Consider the following 14,781-nt stretch of genomic DNA (forward strand, 5'->3'; position numbering starts at 1 on the left):
ATTACAGGATTCCGATGATTTTCACTTCGAACGTGAGCGCCTGGCCCGCGAGCGGATGGTTGAAGTCGAACAGCGCCGAGGTCTCGCTGACTTCCTTCAGCACCCCCGCGTAGCGACCGCCATCCGGTGCGTTGAACTCGATGAGTTCGCCCGGCGTGAAGTCGTCGCCGACCATCCCGTTCTCGCGCAGCGTCGACAGCGTCACGCGCTGGAGCATGTCGGGATTGCGGGGACCGAACCCCTGCTCGGGCGCTAGCTGAAAAGTCGAGTGGTCGCCGACCCGGAGCCCGAGCAGAATCTGTTCCAGCGACGGCGCCAGTTGCCCCGCTCCCAGCAACAGCGTGGCCGGCTTGTCCGAGAAGGTGTTGACGATGTCGGCGCCGTCGGCCAGTGCGAGCCGGTAATGCAACGTGACGTGGGAACCGGGCTTCACTTCGGATAGATCGATGAGGCTCATGAATTACTCGTTCGGTCGGCGCCCGCTACGGCCGAATGGCCCGGCGCAAAGCCAATATTGTAAGTCACCTGAGCGTGCAAGGCGGAAAGTGCGACGACGTCGCGCATGCCGCCCGCCGCCAATGGAGTTCAGACCATGCCATCACCCTGCCTCATCCTGCCGTCGGCCGAATGCCGCGACACCGCCGACGCGCCGGCCGATTCGCCGGCCCGCGTCATCCCGATCAACCGGCGCAAGCGCCGCCCGGCCGACTGGCGGCCCGAGCGGCCGCGCGAACGACTGCTGGAGCGCGGGCCGGCCGCGCTGACCGACGACGAGCTGATCGCGCTGCTGCTCGGCACCGGCAAGCCCGGTCACGACGTCTTCGTCATCGCCCGCGAACTGATCGATCAATACAAGTCGCTGCGCGGATTGCTCGAAGCGGGCGCCGACGATTTCGAGGCGCACCCCGGCATCGGCCCCGCGCGCTCCGCGCGGCTGGTCGCGGTCACCGAGATCGCCCGGCGCATGCTGGAGGAAAAGGCCCGGGACGGCATGCAGATCGATTCGCCCGGCGCCGTCGAGGATTGCCTGCGCATGAAGATCGGCACGCTCCCGCACGAAGTGTTCGTCGCGGTCTACCTGGACGCCCGCAACCGCATGATCGACATCGAGGAAATCGCGCGCGGCTCGCTCACGCGCATGGCCGTCTACCCGCGCGAGATCGTGCGGCAGGCGATGAAACAGAACGCCGCCGCGCTGATCGTCGCGCACAACCATCCGTCGGGCGCTGTGCAGCCGAGCGCGGAAGACCGCCGCCTGACCCGCGTGCTGAAGGACGCGCTCGAGCTCGTCGACGTGCGGCTGCTCGATCACGTCGTCGTCGGCGTCAGCGATACTTTTTCGTTCGCACGGGCCGGTTGGCTGTAGACTGTGGCGCGGCGGCCCTTCCCCAGGGCGCCGCAACGGCGAAGCGAAATTAGGTTTGATTTTTCTGAACTTTTTCTGCTAGAATCGCCGTCTGTCTTTTTTCCAACCAGTTCTAGCCATCGAAGGGCCTTGTCTGTAAGGGCTACGGCGTTCTGAGTGCAGCCATGGATCACGTGGCGGTGCGATGGAACCTTCACCGGCGATCGAACCCCGAATTTAGCGTATTAGGAGTGCTCTCATGGCACGCGTATGCCAAGTAACTGGGAAAGCGCCGATGAGCGGCAACAACGTTTCCCACGCCAACAACAAGACGAAGCGCCGCTTCCTCCCGAACCTGCAAAACCGCCGGTTCTGGGTTGAGAGCGAAAACCGCTGGGTGCGTCTGCGCGTCTCGAACGCCGGTCTGCGCCTGATCGACAAGAACGGCATCGATTCCGTGCTCGCTGACCTGCGCGCACGCGGCGAAGCCTAAGCCCAAGGAGCAGAATCATGGCAAAAGGCGCCCGCGACAAGATCAAGCTTGAGTCGACCGCTGGTACGGGTCACTTCTACACGACCACGAAGAACAAGCGCAACATGCCGGAAAAGATGGCGATCAAGAAGTTCGATCCCGTCGTCCGCAAGCATGTGGAATACAAAGAAACCAAGATCAAGTAATCTCCGGTTTCTGCCAGCCTGACGGCGACCGAAAAGCCCCGCTCCTGCGGGGCTTTTTGTTTTGGCGCGCGCGCTCGCGCCCGACGCGGTATGCTCTCCCCTTTCCGCGGCGACGACCGACGGAACGCAAGATCAAAAAGCGTAACGATGGAGATGCAGCATGAAATTCGACGTGGCGATCGTCGGCAGCGGCCTGGCAGGGCTGTCGGTCGCACTCAACCTGGCCAGCACGCGACGTGTCGCGCTGATCGCGAAACGTTCGATGATGGAGGGGGCAAGCGATCACGCGCAGGGCGGCATCGCGGCGGTCCTCGACTCGGCGGACAGCATCGAGAACCACGTCGACGACACGCTGGTCGCCGGTGGCGGGCTGTGCGACGAAGGCGCGACGCGCTACATCGTCGAGCACGGCCGCGAAGCGATCGAATGGCTGATCTCGCAAGGCGTGCCGTTCACGAAGGACGACGCAGCCGAACTCGGCTTTCACCTGACGCGCGAAGGCGGCCACAGTCACCGCCGGATCATCCATGCGGCCGATGCGACCGGCCATGCGGTGCTCGCGACGCTGTCGGCGCGCGCGCGCCAGCATCCGAACATCACGTTCTTCGAAAACCACCACGCGATCGACCTGATCACGTCGGACCGGCTCGGCCTGCCCGGCCGCCGCTGTCATGGCCTGTATGCGCTCGACGTCGACCACGACCGCACGATCACGATCGAGGCGCCGCATACGGTGCTCGCCACCGGCGGCGCGGGCAAGGTCTACCTGTACACGACGAACCCCGACACCGCGACCGGCGACGGCATCGCGATGGCATGGCGGGCAGGCTGCCGCGTGTCGAACATGGAATTCATCCAGTTCCACCCGACCTGCCTGTTCCATCCGTACGCGAAGTCGTTCCTGATTTCGGAAGCCGTGCGCGGCGAAGGCGGCCTGCTGAAGCTGCCCGACGGCACGCGCTTCATGCCCGCACACGATCCGCGCGCCGAGCTCGCGCCGCGCGACATCGTCGCACGCGCGATCGACTTCGAGATCAAGAAGCGCGGGATCGACTGCGTGTATCTCGACATCAGCCATCAGCCGGAAGCGTTCCTGCGCGAACATTTCCCGACGATTCATGCGCGCTGCCTCGAATTCGGCATCGACATCGCGAAACAACCGATCCCCGTCGTGCCGGCCGCGCACTATACGTGCGGCGGCGTCGTCACCGATCTCGCGGGGCGCACCGATCTCGCCGGCCTGTATGCGGTCGGCGAAACGTCGTATACGGGGCTGCACGGCGCGAACCGGCTCGCGAGCAACTCGCTGCTCGAATGCCTCGTGATCGGCCGCGCGGCGGCCGAGGCGATCGAAGCGGCCGGCTTCAACGCCCAAACGCCCACCGCACTGCCCGCATGGGACGAAAGCCGCGTGTCGGATGCGGACGAGGAAGTCGTCGTGGCCCACAACTGGGACGAACTGCGCCGCCTGATGTGGAACTACGTCGGCATCGTGCGCACCGACAAGCGCCTCGAGCGCGCGAAGCACCGGCTGTCGCTGCTGCGCGACGAGATCCACGAGTACTACGCGAATTTCCGCGTGACGCGCGATCTGCTCGAACTGCGCAACCTCGTCGACGTGGCCACGCTGATCGTGAAAAGCGCGTACTCGCGCCGCGAAAGCCGCGGGCTGCACTACAGCCGCGACTGGCCGCATACGCTGCCGAAGGCGCTGCCGAGCGTGCTCACGCCGCGCTCGCGCCGCTGAGCGGCGCGCTGCCCTTCCCGGCGGCGACCGCAGCCCAAGAAAAAAGCCGTTGGCGTGTGCGCGCCAACGGCTTTTTGTCTGACGAACGCGTTTCGGTCAGTCGACGATCCGCATCGAATAGTCGGTCGCCCGCACGTCCTTCGTCAGCGCGCCGATCGAGATACGATCGACGCCCGTCTCCGCGAACGCACGCACCGTATCGAAATTGACGCCGCCCGACACTTCGAGCACGGCCCTGGCCGCCGTCACGCGCACCGCTTCGCGCATCATGTCGAGCGTGAAGTTGTCGAGCAGCACCGACTGCGCGCGATGCGCGAGCGCCGTGTCGAGCTGCGCGAGCGTCTCGACTTCGACCTGCACCGGCACGCCCGACTCCAGCGCGAACGCCGCGTCGAGCGCCTCGCCGACACCGCCTGCCGCCGCGATGTGGTTCTCCTTGATCAGGATGCCGTCGTACAGCGCGAGACGCTGGTTCTCACCGCCGCCCACGCGCACCGCGTACTTCTGTGCGAGCCGCAGCCCCGGCAGCGTCTTGCGCGTGTCGAGGATCTTCGCGCGCGTGCCTTCGACGCGATCGACGTAACGGCGCGTCGCGGTCGCGACACCCGACAGCAACTGCAGGAAGTTCAGCCCGTTGCGCTCGGCCGTCAGCAGCGCGCGCGCCGGCCCTTCGAGTTCGCACACGGTCGAATCCGGCGTCATCCGGTCGCCTTCGCGATAGCGCCATTGCACGACGATCGACGGATCGATCCGGGCGATCACGCCCTCGAACCACGGCACGCCGCACAGCACGGCTTCCTCGCGCACGATGATCCGCGCACGGCGGCGCTCGCCGGCCGGCACGAGGCGCCCGGTCTGGTCGCCGGGGCCGACGTCTTCGGCGATCGCATCGGCCACGTTGCGCGCGATCGCTTCGTCGAATGCCGCGCCGTATTGGGCGCGGACGGCGTCGAACAGCGGGGAGACGGCGTTGCTCATGCGGGCCCCACGTTCGCGAACAGTTGCTGGTCGCGCTGCAGGTCGCCGCTCGCCTGCACGCGCTTCTTGTGTGCAGCCGCGAATTCGAGCATCCGGTCGATCGGCAAACGCGCGCGCTCGCCGATCGCCGGATCGACGAAGATCTCGTTGTGACCGCGTTCGAGCACGTCGGCGAGGTTCGCGAGTCCGTTCATCGCCATCCACGGGCAGTGCGCGCAGCTCTTGCAGGTCGCGCTGTTGCCGGCCGTCGGCGCGGCGATGAAGGTCTTGCCGGGCGCGGCAAGCTGCATCTTGTGCAGGATGCCGAGATCGGTCGCGACGATGAAGCGTTTCGCGTCGAACTTGACGGCCGCGTCGATCAGTTGCGTGGTCGAACCGACGACATCGGCCTGCGCCACGACGTTTTCCGGCGACTCGGGATGTACGAGCACCTTCGCGTCCGGATATTCGGCGCGCAGCAGGTCGAGCTCGATGCCCTTGAACTCGTCGTGGACGAGGCACGAGCCCTGCCACAGCAGCATGTCGGCACCGGTTTTCTTCTGGATATAGCTGCCCAGATGGCGGTCCGGCGCCCAGATGATCTTTTCGCCGCGCGCATGCAGGTCGGCAACGATCTCGAGACCGATCGACGACGTGACCATCCAGTCCGCGCGCGCCTTCACGGCCGCGCTGGTGTTCGCGTAGACGACGACGGTACGGTCCGGATGCGCATCGCAGAACGCCGAGAATTCGTCGACCGGGCAGCCGAGGTCGAGCGAACAGGTCGCGTCGAGGTCGGGCATCAGAATCCGCTTGTTCGGGCTCAGGATCTTCGCGGTTTCGCCCATGAAGCGCACGCCGGCGACGACCAGCGTCTGCGCGTCGTGATCGCGGCCGAAGCGGGCCATTTCGAGCGAATCCGCGACGCAGCCGCCCGTTTCGTCGGCCAGCTCCTGCAGTTCGGCATCCACGTAGTAGTGGGCGACCAGCACGGCCTTTTCACGGGCGAGCAACGCCTTGATGCGCGCCTTCAGCGCAGCGCGCTCCTCGGCGGACGGCGCGTCGGGCACCTTGGCCCATGCCTGTCCGACGCCACACACGGTCCCCGTTGCGATGGGCCGGTCGTACTCGACGGGTTTGATCGTCGATTGCATCTCCATATCTCCTGCCCCAAACCTCATACCAATCCCGGCGCCGCCGATCCGTCAAAAACCAGCGGCCCAAATGAAAAAACCCCGCCAACGCGGGGTTTGTGACGTCCTGAGATTCTAATCGATTTCGAATCAGGCGTAGCGACGCAGGCGTGTCGCGAATTCCTGCAGCGCCTTGATGCCGCTTTGTTCTGCGCGATGGCACCAATCCTGCAATTGCGCGAGAAGCTGTTCGCGCGATGCGGTCGAACGATCCCAGATCGCGGCGAGATCCTGGCGCAGCTGGAAGTACGTATGCAGCTTCTGGCTGTTCGCGAAGATTTCCGGCAGCAGCTTCTTCTGCGGCTCGTCGAGGCCGTCGGCGTCCTTGTGGAACCATTTGCGCGCGCCGCGCATCAGCTGGTACTTCTCGCTCGAACCGAGTTCCTTCAGATGCGCAAGCTCCTGACGGTACGCACGCTTCACGGCCTTGCCGTAGCGCGCCATCACTTCGTAGCGGTTCGACAGCACGGCCTGCAGCGTTTCCTGATCGAGCACCGTCTTCGGCTTGTTCAGGCGCGGCGTCGGCGCGACCTTCTTCACCTTCGCGAGACCGAAGGCCGACATGATGCGAATGTACATCCAGCCGATGTCGAACTCGTACCACTTGTTCGACAGCTTCGCCGACGTCGCGAACGTGTGGTGGTTGTTGTGCAGTTCCTCGCCGCCGATCACGATGCCCCACGGGAACAGGTTCGTGCTCGCGTCAGCCGAGTTGAAGTTGCGATAGCCCCAGAAGTGACCGAAGCCGTTCACGACGCCAGCGGCCCAGAACGGAATCCAGACCATCTGCACGGCCCACACGGTCAGGCCGAGCACGCCGAACAGCGCGACGTCGATCACCATCATCATGCTGATGCCGAGAATCGGGTACTTCGAGTACACATTGCGCTCGAGCCAGTCGTTCGGCGTGCCGTGGCTGAACTTGCGCATCGTCTCTTCGTTCTTCGCTTCCGCGCGGTACAGCTCGGCGCCCTCGAGGAACACCTTCCAGATGCCGCGCGTCTGCGGGCTGTGCGGATCTTCCTCGGTCTCGCACTTCGCGTGGTGCTTGCGGTGAATCGCGGCCCACTGGCCGGTCAGCATGCCGGTGGTCATCCAGAGCCAGAACCGGAAGAAGTGGCTCGCGATCGGATGCAGCTCCAGCGCGCGGTGCGCCTGGCAGCGGTGCAGGTAGACGGTCACGCCGATGATCGTGACGTGCGTGACGGCGAGCGCGAACAACGCGACTTGCCACCACGAAAAATGCAGGAGCCCGTGGGAAAGAAAATCGAGCACAGAATTCAACAAGGCAGTTACCCGTGATGAGAGCGACGCCACGCTGGCGTCAGAAGAATGAAAGCATACCGCGTGTAGACCAGAATTTTACTTCAACCGCTCCAAGTCTTTGTAAAAAATGAATATTTTCTTGCCCTGACGCAATCCGCGCGGTCCATGCGCGGACTCGGAAAGCCCCGCGATCCGGTTTCGGCCGCGGAATCGGTACGATTGACCGCCCGCGCCCGCTACGCCGGCGGCGCGTGCCCGTCCAGCGCACCGTTGGCCGCCGCGCCCGCCGCGAGAAAGCCGTCCGGCAGCCCGACCACGCGCACTTCGCGCTGCGGAAACGGAATCGAGATCCCGTGCTCGCCGAACAGCCGCCAGATGTTGCGGTTCACGCTCGAGCGCACGCCCGACGTGCCTTTCGCCGAATCCTCGATCCAGAAACCGAGCTCCAGATCGATCCCGTCCGCGCCGAAACTCACGAGGTACGGGGTCGGCGCCGGCTCGGCCAGCACGCGCGGCACGTCCTTCGCCGCGTCAGCGAGCAACGCGAGTGCCTGCTCGACGTCGCTCGTGTACGCGACCTGCACCGCGACCTTCGCATAGCCGCGCGTCAGGTACGACGACTGGTTCTGCACGACGTCGGTGATCAGCTTCTCGTTCGGGATCAGCGTCTCGTTGCCGTCGAGGCCGCGCACGACCGTGTAGCGCGTGCGGATCTGCGTGACGACGCCCTGCAGCCCGCCGACGCTGATCGCATCGCCGAGCCGCAACGAGCGGTCGAGCAGGATGATGAAACCCGACACGTAGTTGCTCGCGATCTTTTGCAGCCCGAAGCCGAGGCCGACGCCCACCGCGCCGCCGAATACGCCGAGCACCGTCACGTCGATGCCGACGAGCGACAGCCCGATCAGGATCGCCGCGAACACGAGCAGCGCGCGGCCGACCCGCGACAGCACGACCTTCAGGTTGGCGTCGAGCGTGCTCGCGCGCGACAGGCGATCCTCGAGCACCGAGCCGAGCCACATCGCGACCATCAGCGTCACGCACACCCACAGCGCGCCGGAGATCACCGACAGCAGCGTGAGGTGCGCGGTCGCGACCCGGAACTGCACGCTGTCGAGCCAGCCGAGCACGTCGCGCTGGATGCCGAGCACGGTCATCACCATCGCGGCCCACACGACGGTCGACACAATCTTCTCGACGATCGACAGCCACGCGTGCGTGTGGCCGTCGCGTGCGAACACGCGCCGCGCGAAGAAGAACAGCACGTAGATCAGCCCGATGCCGAACAGCGGCACGAGCGCGAGCGACAGCAGCGACGTCGACATGAACGGCTCGAACGCGAGCTGCGCGCCGCCGACGAACACGCTGCCGAACAGCGGAAACAGCGCACGCTTCAGGCTCTGCGCACCCGCGCCGGGCGCGCGCCCGGCCGCCCGCCGCCGCGCATCGATCCGGCCGTGCACGAAACGCGCGGCCACCCATGCAAAACACAGCGCACCGACGAGGATCGCCGCCTGCCAGATCATCACCGGCTGGTGGAAATCGCGAATCACCGATTCCAGCCGGTGCGACAGCAGGCGGCTCTGCAGATTCTCCATCGTCCGTCCGGCCGGTCGTTACTGCGCGGCGCGGCGTTCGAGCACCGCGGCGAAGAAGCCGTCGGTCGCATGACGGTGCGGCCACAGCGACAGGTAGTCGCCCGTCTCGAGCTCGATGCGCTGGTCGGCCAGCACCTGCTGCGCCGGCACCAGCACGAACTCGGGGTGATCGGCGAGGAACTGCTCGACGATGCGCTCGTTCTCGGCGTCGAGCACGCTGCAGGTCGCGTAGACGAGCCGGCCGCCCTTCTTCACGAGCCGCGCGGCGCTCGCGAGGATCGACGCCTGTTTCGGCGTCAGCTCGTCGATCGCGGTGCGCGTCTGGCGCCACTTCAGGTCCGGATTGCGGCGCAGCGTGCCGAGGCCGCTGCACGGCGCGTCGACCAGCACGCGGTCGATCTTGCCGGCGAGCCGCTTGATCTTCGCGTCGTGCTCGCTGTCGATCAGCACCGGGTTCACGTTCGACAGCCCGCTGCGCGCGAGGCGCGGCTTCAGCTTCGCGAGGCGCTTCTCCGAGATGTCGAACGCATAGAGGCGCCCGGTCGAGCGCATCATCGCGCCGAGCGCGAGCGTCTTGCCGCCCGCGCCCGCGCAGAAATCGACGACCATCTCGCCGCGCCGCGGCGCGACCAGCGAGCACAGCAGCTGGCTGCCTTCGTCCTGCACCTCGATCGCGCCTTCCTCGAACAGCTTCAGGCGCGTCAGCGCCGGCTTGCCGACCACGCGCACGCCGAACGGCGCGAACGGCGTCGCGCCCGCGTCGATGCCGCTCACGCGCAGCGCTTCGATCACCTGGTCGCGGCTCGCCTTCTGCGCGTTGGCGCGCAGGTCGAGCGGCGCCGGGTAGTTCAGCGCGGCGGCGAGCTGCGCAAGCTCGTCCGCGTCGAAGCGGGCCGACAGCGCCTGGTGAATCCAGTCGGGCAGGTTCGTGCGAATGCGCACGGGCAGGCTCGCCGGATCGATCTTCGACACGTGCTCGAGCCATGCGGACTCGGTGTCGGACAGGAACGGCTTCAGCGCATTGCGCCCCATCGTCTGCATCAGGCCGAGCAGCGTCAGGCGCCGCGCGGGCGTGCCGGTGCCGCTCTCGGCCAGATGCGAAAACTCCATCTTCCGGCGCAGCACCGCGAACACGGCCTCGGCGATCACGCCGCGCTCGGCATGCCCGAGCTTCGGGTGCGCGCGGAAGAACCGGCTCGTCGTCGCGTCGGCGGGGCCGGCGAACTTCAGCACCTCGGCGAGCAGGGTTTCGGTCTGGCCAATCAGGAATCCGTGCAGCTTCATACGCCCTCACTCGTTTCGGTTTGCGGTTGATCCGCGAAAATCCAGCGCGCCTCTTCGGGCGCGACCACTGCACGGCCGTCCTCGAGGCGCAAACGCCCCTCGACGAACCAGCGCACCGCGCGCGGATACAGCACGTGCTCGACCGTCAGCACGCGCCGCGCGAGCGCGGCCGCGTCGTCGCCGGCGCGCACGGGCACCGCGCCCTGCGCGACGATCGCGCCGCTGTCGAGCTCGGGAATGACGAAATGCACGCTCGCGCCATGCAGCGCGACGCCGGCATCCAGCGCCTGCTGATGCGTGTGGATGCCCTTGAAGCTCGGCAGCAGCGACGGATGGATGTTCAGCAGCCGGCCTTCGTATCGTCTGACGAATGCGGGCGTGAGGATGCGCATGAAGCCGGCGAGGACGACGAGATCGGGCGCGAAACGGTCGATCTCGGCGGCGAGCGCCGCGTCGAAGCTGTCGCGGCCGTCGAACGACCGGTGGTCGACCACCGCGGTCGCCACCCCGTGCGACGCGGCAAAAGCCAGCCCGGCCGCATCGGGCCGGTTGGCGATCACGGCGGCAATCTCGGCCGGCCAGCGTTCCTGCGCGCACGCGCGGACGATGGCCTCCATGTTGCTGCCGCGACCGGAAATCAGGATCACGAGTTTTTTCATCCGCGAATTTTACCATTCGCCCTCGCGTTTCCCGCCTTCTCGGCCGTCGGGCCGCCCGAACGTTTATAATCTTCTGCTTTGCGGCATCCCACCGCCCATTCCCCCGACGCTGCATCCGCTATCGTGAAAGTCTTCCGCGGCCTGCCCAACGCCGAGAGCCGCGCCCCGTGCGCGTTGACGATCGGCAACTTCGACGGTGTCCATCGCGGGCACCAGGCCCTGCTCGCGCGCGTGCGCGCGGCAGCGGACGCACGCGGCCTGCCCGTGTGCGTGATGACGTTCGAGCCGCACCCGCGCGAATTCTTCAACCCGGCCGGCGCGCCGCCGCGCATCGCGATGCTGCGCGACAAGCTGGAAGCATTGCGCGACCACGGGGTCGACCGCGTCGTCGTCGAGCACTTCAACCACACCTTCGCGAGCCAGTCGCCGCAGGCGTTCGTCGAGCGCACGCTGGTGAACGGGCTGCACGCGCGCTGGATGATGGTCGGTGACGATTTCTGCTACGGCGCGAAGCGCGCGGGCACCTTCGACACGCTGAAGGCGGCCGGCGAGCTGCACGGCTTCGAGGTCGAGCAGATGGGCACGGTGTCCGGCAGCGACGGCACGCGCATTTCCAGCTCCGGCGTGCGCGCGGCGCTCGCCGCGGGTGATCTCGACGCGGCCGCGCAAGCGCTCGGCCACGGCTACGCGATCAGCGGCCACGTCGCGCACGGCCTCAAGCTCGGCCGCGACCTCGGCTTCCCGACGCTGAACCTGCCGATCGCGCACAAGCGGCCGGCGCTCGCGGGCATCTTCGTCGTGCAGGTGCACGGCCTCGGCCCCGAGCCGCTGCCCGGCGTCGCAAGCCTCGGGCTGCGCCCGACCGTCGACGATTCGGGCCGCGTGCTGCTCGAAGTCCACCTGCTCGACTGGCACGGCGATGCGTACGGCAAGCTGATCCGTGTCGAATTCCTGAAGAAGCTGCGCGACGAGGCGAAGTTCGACGATCTCGAGGCGCTGTCGCGCGCGATCGCGCTGGACGTCGCGAATGCACGCGCTTATTTCGTCGAACGCGACCGTGCGCCGGGCAGCCGCGCGACGGGCTTCGCGACGTCGGCTACCGACCGAATTAGCTGATCCGGACGGCGGCGCCTCGCGCCGCACCCTCGCGCCGCCCCGTCGCGCGCCTACCCGATTCACGACGCCGAGCGTCCCCGATTTAGATAGCGATCCCATCATGAGCAACAAGAAAGCCGATTCGAAACCGCAGGCCAAGTATCCGGTCAACCTGCTCGACACGCCGTTCCCGATGCGCGGCGACCTGCCCAAGCGCGAGCCGCAGTGGGTCAAGGAGTGGGAGGAGCGCGGCATCTACGAGAAGATCCGCGCGGCCAGCCAGGGCCGGCCGAAGTTCATCCTGCACGACGGCCCGCCGTATGCGAACGGCGACATCCACCTCGGCCACGCGGTCAACAAGATCCTGAAGGACATCGTCGTCAAGTCGCGCAACATGGCCGGCTTCGACGCGCCGTACGTGCCCGGCTGGGATTGCCACGGGATGCCGATCGAGATCCAGATCGAGAAGCAGTTCGGCAAGTCGCTGCCGGCGGCCGAAGTGATGAGCAAGGCGCGCGCGTACGCGACCGAGCAGATCGAGAAGCAGAAGGTCGGCTTCAAGCGCCTGGGCGTGCTCGGCGACTGGGCGAATCCGTACAAGACGATGAACTTCGTGAACGAGGCGGAAGAAATCCGCGCGCTCGGCAAGATCATCGAGAAGGGCTACGTGTACCGCGGGCTGAAGCCGGTCAACTGGTGCTTCGACTGCGGCTCGGCGCTCGCGGAAGCGGAAGTCGAGTACAAGGACCGCACCGACCCGACGATCGACGTGATGTTCGCGTTCGCGGAACCGGAAAAGACCGCGCACGCGTTCGGCCTGCCGGCGCTGCCGCGCGCCGACGGCGGCATCGTGATCTGGACCACCACGCCGTGGACGATTCCCGCCAACCAGGCGCTGAACCTCCATCCGGAAATCGTCTACGCGCTGGTCGACACCGAGCGCGGGCTGCTGATCATTGCGCAAGAGCGCGTCGAAGCCTGCATGGCCGACTTCAAGCTGACCGGCCGCGTCGTCGCGACCGCGCCCGGCGTGAAGCTCGCGAACCTGCGCTTCCACCACCCGCTCGCCTCGACCCACCCCGGCTACCAGCGCACCGCGCCCGTCTATCTCGGCGACTACGTGACGACCGACACGGGTACCGGCGTCGTGCACTCGTCGCCCGCGTACGGTATCGAGGACTTCCAGTCGTGCAAGGCGCACGGGATGACCGATTCCGACTTCATCAACCCGGTGATGGGCGACGGCCGCTATATCGAATCGCTGCCGCTGTTCGGCGGCCTGTCGATCTGGGACGCGAACCCGAAGATCGTCGACGCGCTGAACGCGGCCGGCTCGCTGCTGCGCAGCGAGAAGTACACGCACAGCTACATGCACTGCTGGCGCCACAAGACGCCGATCATCTACCGCGCGACGTCGCAGTGGTTTGCCGGCATGGACGTGACGCCGCGCGACGGCGGCAAGACGCTGCGCGAGACGGCGCTCGAAGGCGTCGACGCGACCGCGTTCTACCCGTCGTGGGGCAAGCAGCGCCTGTTCAGCATGATCGCGAACCGTCCCGACTGGACGCTGTCGCGCCAGCGCCAGTGGGGCGTGCCGATGGCGTTCTTCGTGCACAAGGAAACCGGCGAGCTGCACCCGCGCACGCTCGAGCTGCTCGAGGAAGTCGCGAAGCGCGTCGAGCAGTCGGGCATCGAGGCGTGGCAATCGCTCGACCCGCGCGAGCTGATCGGCGACGACGCGAACCTGTACGAAAAGAACCGCGACACGCTCGACGTGTGGTTCGATTCGGGCACGACGCACTGGCACGTGCTGCGCGGCTCGCACAAGGATCAGCTGCAGTTCCCGGCCGACCTGTACCTCGAAGGCTCGGACCAGCATCGCGGCTGGTTCCACTCGTCGCTCCTGACGGCATCGATGATCGATGGTCGCGCGCCGTACAAGGGCCTGCTCACGCACGGCTTCACGGTCGACGGCGAAGGCCGCAAGATGAGCAAGTCGCTCGGCAACGGCATCGACCCGCATGAAGTCGCGAACCGTCTCGGCGCGGAAATCATCCGCCTGTGGATCGCATCGACCGACTACTCGGGCGAACTCGCGATCTCCGAGGAAATCCTGAAGCGCGTAACGGAAGGCTATCGCCGCATCCGCAACACGCTGCGCTTCCTGCTCGCGAACCTGTCGGATTTCGATTTCGCGCAGCACGCGGTGCCGGCCGACGAATGGCTCGAGATCGACCGCTATGCGGTCGCGTTCTCGCAGCAACTGCAGACCGAACTGCTCGGCCACTACGAGAAGTACGAATTCCACCCGGTCGTCGCGAAGCTGCAGACGTACTGCTCGGAAGACCTCGGCGGCTTCTACCTCGACGTGCTGAAGGATCGCCTGTACACGAGCGCCGCCGATTCGCGCGCGCGCCGCTCCGCGCAAACCGCGCTGTATCACCTGACGCACGGCCTGCTGCGCGTGCTCGCGCCGTTCCTGTCGTTCACGGCGGAAGAAGCGTGGAAGGTGTTCCAGCCGGCGAGCGACACGATTTTCACGGAAACCTACTATGCGTATCCGGAAGTCGCCGGCTCGGCCGCGCTGATCGACAAGTGGGCGCTGCTGCGCGACGTGCGCGGCAACGTGACGAAGGCGCTCGAGGAAGCGCGCACCGCGAACCGCATCGGTTCGTCGCTGCAGGCCGAAGTGGCCGTGCATGCGAGCGGCGCGCGCTACGACGCGCTGACGAGCCTCGGCGACGATCTCAAGTTCGTGCTGATCACGTCGGCGGCGACCGTCGTGAAGGTCGACGACGAAGCGCAGGAAAGCGTCGACGTGGCCGCGTCGAAGTACCAGAAGTGCGAGCGCTGCTGGCACTACCGTGAAGATGTCGGCGCACACGCCGATCATCCGACGCTGTGCGGCCGCTGCTTCTCGAACCTGTTTGAAAACGGCGAAATCCGGAGCGCTGCTTAA

Annotated in this window: 13 protein-coding genes; 6 read left to right on the forward strand and 7 right to left on the reverse strand. The window is 66.5% G+C overall.

What is annotated here, in order from left to right; all coding sequences use genetic code 11:
• Position 1: 1 nt before the first annotated feature.
• Positions 2 to 457 (reverse strand): FKBP-type peptidyl-prolyl cis-trans isomerase, encoded by a 456-nt coding sequence (locus JYG37_RS14935; RefSeq protein WP_069233031.1) that lies wholly within the window; start codon positions 455 to 457, stop codon positions 2 to 4.
• A 135-nt stretch (positions 458 to 592) separates the two neighbouring features.
• Between JYG37_RS14935 and radC the strand changes: the two genes are divergently transcribed.
• The 4 genes from radC (at position 593) to nadB (ending at position 3,770) form a co-directional block, all read left to right on the forward strand.
• The gene (radC, locus tag JYG37_RS14940; RefSeq protein WP_050017535.1) at positions 593 to 1,366 is read left to right on the forward strand and encodes a RadC family protein; all 774 of its coding nucleotides are present in this window, start codon (positions 593 to 595) and stop codon (positions 1,364 to 1,366) included.
• A gap of 238 nt (positions 1,367 to 1,604) precedes the next feature.
• Positions 1,605 to 1,838 (forward strand): 50S ribosomal protein L28, encoded by a 234-nt coding sequence (rpmB, locus tag JYG37_RS14945; RefSeq protein WP_004186391.1) that lies wholly within the window; start codon positions 1,605 to 1,607, stop codon positions 1,836 to 1,838.
• 17 nt (positions 1,839 to 1,855) lie between these two features.
• Positions 1,856 to 2,023, forward strand: coding sequence for a 50S ribosomal protein L33 (gene rpmG, locus JYG37_RS14950; protein ID WP_006478046.1), 168 nt, complete (start codon positions 1,856 to 1,858; stop codon positions 2,021 to 2,023).
• Positions 2,024 to 2,183: 160 nt separating this feature from the next.
• Complete coding sequence (gene nadB, locus JYG37_RS14955) at positions 2,184 to 3,770, forward strand: L-aspartate oxidase (protein WP_124631843.1); 1,587 nt, start codon at positions 2,184 to 2,186, stop codon at positions 3,768 to 3,770.
• 96 nt (positions 3,771 to 3,866) lie between these two features.
• Here nadB and nadC read toward each other — a convergent pair whose 3' ends face one another.
• From nadC to purN, 6 genes are all read right to left on the reverse strand, one after another.
• Positions 3,867 to 4,748: a carboxylating nicotinate-nucleotide diphosphorylase gene (nadC, locus tag JYG37_RS14960; protein WP_050017538.1), complete on the reverse strand. Its 882-nt coding sequence runs from the start codon at positions 4,746 to 4,748 to the stop codon at positions 3,867 to 3,869.
• The gene (nadA, locus tag JYG37_RS14965) at positions 4,745 to 5,881 is read right to left on the reverse strand and encodes a quinolinate synthase NadA (protein ID WP_050017553.1); all 1,137 of its coding nucleotides are present in this window, start codon (positions 5,879 to 5,881) and stop codon (positions 4,745 to 4,747) included. The genes nadC and nadA overlap by 4 nt, the downstream gene beginning before the upstream one ends.
• A 129-nt stretch (positions 5,882 to 6,010) precedes the next feature.
• A complete protein-coding gene (locus JYG37_RS14970; RefSeq protein WP_089488751.1) occupies positions 6,011 to 7,207 on the reverse strand; it encodes a DesA family fatty acid desaturase in 1,197 nt (398 codons plus the stop codon).
• A gap of 215 nt (positions 7,208 to 7,422) precedes the next feature.
• Positions 7,423 to 8,784: a mechanosensitive ion channel family protein gene (locus JYG37_RS14975; protein WP_124631844.1), complete on the reverse strand. Its 1,362-nt coding sequence runs from the start codon at positions 8,782 to 8,784 to the stop codon at positions 7,423 to 7,425.
• Between the two features lie 18 nt (positions 8,785 to 8,802).
• On the reverse strand, positions 8,803 to 10,068 hold the full coding sequence (locus JYG37_RS14980) for an RsmB/NOP family class I SAM-dependent RNA methyltransferase (RefSeq protein WP_050017541.1): 1,266 nt from the start codon (positions 10,066 to 10,068) through the stop codon (positions 8,803 to 8,805).
• On the reverse strand, positions 10,065 to 10,727 hold the full coding sequence (gene purN / locus JYG37_RS14985; protein ID WP_006478038.1) for a phosphoribosylglycinamide formyltransferase: 663 nt from the start codon (positions 10,725 to 10,727) through the stop codon (positions 10,065 to 10,067). The genes JYG37_RS14980 and purN overlap by 4 nt, the downstream gene beginning before the upstream one ends.
• A gap of 123 nt (positions 10,728 to 10,850) precedes the next feature.
• On the opposite strand from purN, the gene JYG37_RS14990 reads away from it, so the two are divergent.
• Entirely contained in the window at positions 10,851 to 11,843 is a 993-nt protein-coding gene (locus JYG37_RS14990; protein ID WP_050017542.1) for a bifunctional riboflavin kinase/FAD synthetase, read from the forward strand.
• Positions 11,844 to 11,943: 100 nt separating this feature from the next.
• The gene (gene ileS, locus JYG37_RS14995; protein WP_213345551.1) at positions 11,944 to 14,781 is read left to right on the forward strand and encodes an isoleucine--tRNA ligase; all 2,838 of its coding nucleotides are present in this window, start codon (positions 11,944 to 11,946) and stop codon (positions 14,779 to 14,781) included.

The organism is Burkholderia sp. LAS2, assembly GCF_018417615.1.
GTDB classification, from domain to species: Bacteria; Pseudomonadota; Gammaproteobacteria; order Burkholderiales; family Burkholderiaceae; genus Burkholderia; species Burkholderia sola.

Excerpts from the sequence above, each read along its gene's own strand:
- rpmB (WP_004186391.1), top strand. The coding sequence starts at position 1,605 with ATGGCACGCGTATGCCAAGTAACTGGGAAAGCGCCGATGAGCGGCAAC.
- JYG37_RS14975 (WP_124631844.1), bottom strand. The coding sequence starts at position 8,784 with ATGGAGAATCTGCAGAGCCGCCTGCTGTCGCACCGGCTGGAATCGGTG.
- rpmG (WP_006478046.1), top strand. The coding sequence starts at position 1,856 with ATGGCAAAAGGCGCCCGCGACAAGATCAAGCTTGAGTCGACCGCTGGT.
- nadB (WP_124631843.1), top strand. The coding sequence starts at position 2,184 with ATGAAATTCGACGTGGCGATCGTCGGCAGCGGCCTGGCAGGGCTGTCG.
- JYG37_RS14935 (WP_069233031.1), bottom strand. The coding sequence starts at position 457 with ATGAGCCTCATCGATCTATCCGAAGTGAAGCCCGGTTCCCACGTCACG.
- nadC (WP_050017538.1), bottom strand. The coding sequence starts at position 4,748 with ATGAGCAACGCCGTCTCCCCGCTGTTCGACGCCGTCCGCGCCCAATAC.
- purN (WP_006478038.1), bottom strand. The coding sequence starts at position 10,727 with ATGAAAAAACTCGTGATCCTGATTTCCGGTCGCGGCAGCAACATGGAG.
- JYG37_RS14980 (WP_050017541.1), bottom strand. The coding sequence starts at position 10,068 with ATGAAGCTGCACGGATTCCTGATTGGCCAGACCGAAACCCTGCTCGCC.
- nadA (WP_050017553.1), bottom strand. The coding sequence starts at position 5,881 with ATGCAATCGACGATCAAACCCGTCGAGTACGACCGGCCCATCGCAACG.
- radC (WP_050017535.1), top strand. The coding sequence starts at position 593 with ATGCCATCACCCTGCCTCATCCTGCCGTCGGCCGAATGCCGCGACACC.
- ileS (WP_213345551.1), top strand. The coding sequence starts at position 11,944 with ATGAGCAACAAGAAAGCCGATTCGAAACCGCAGGCCAAGTATCCGGTC.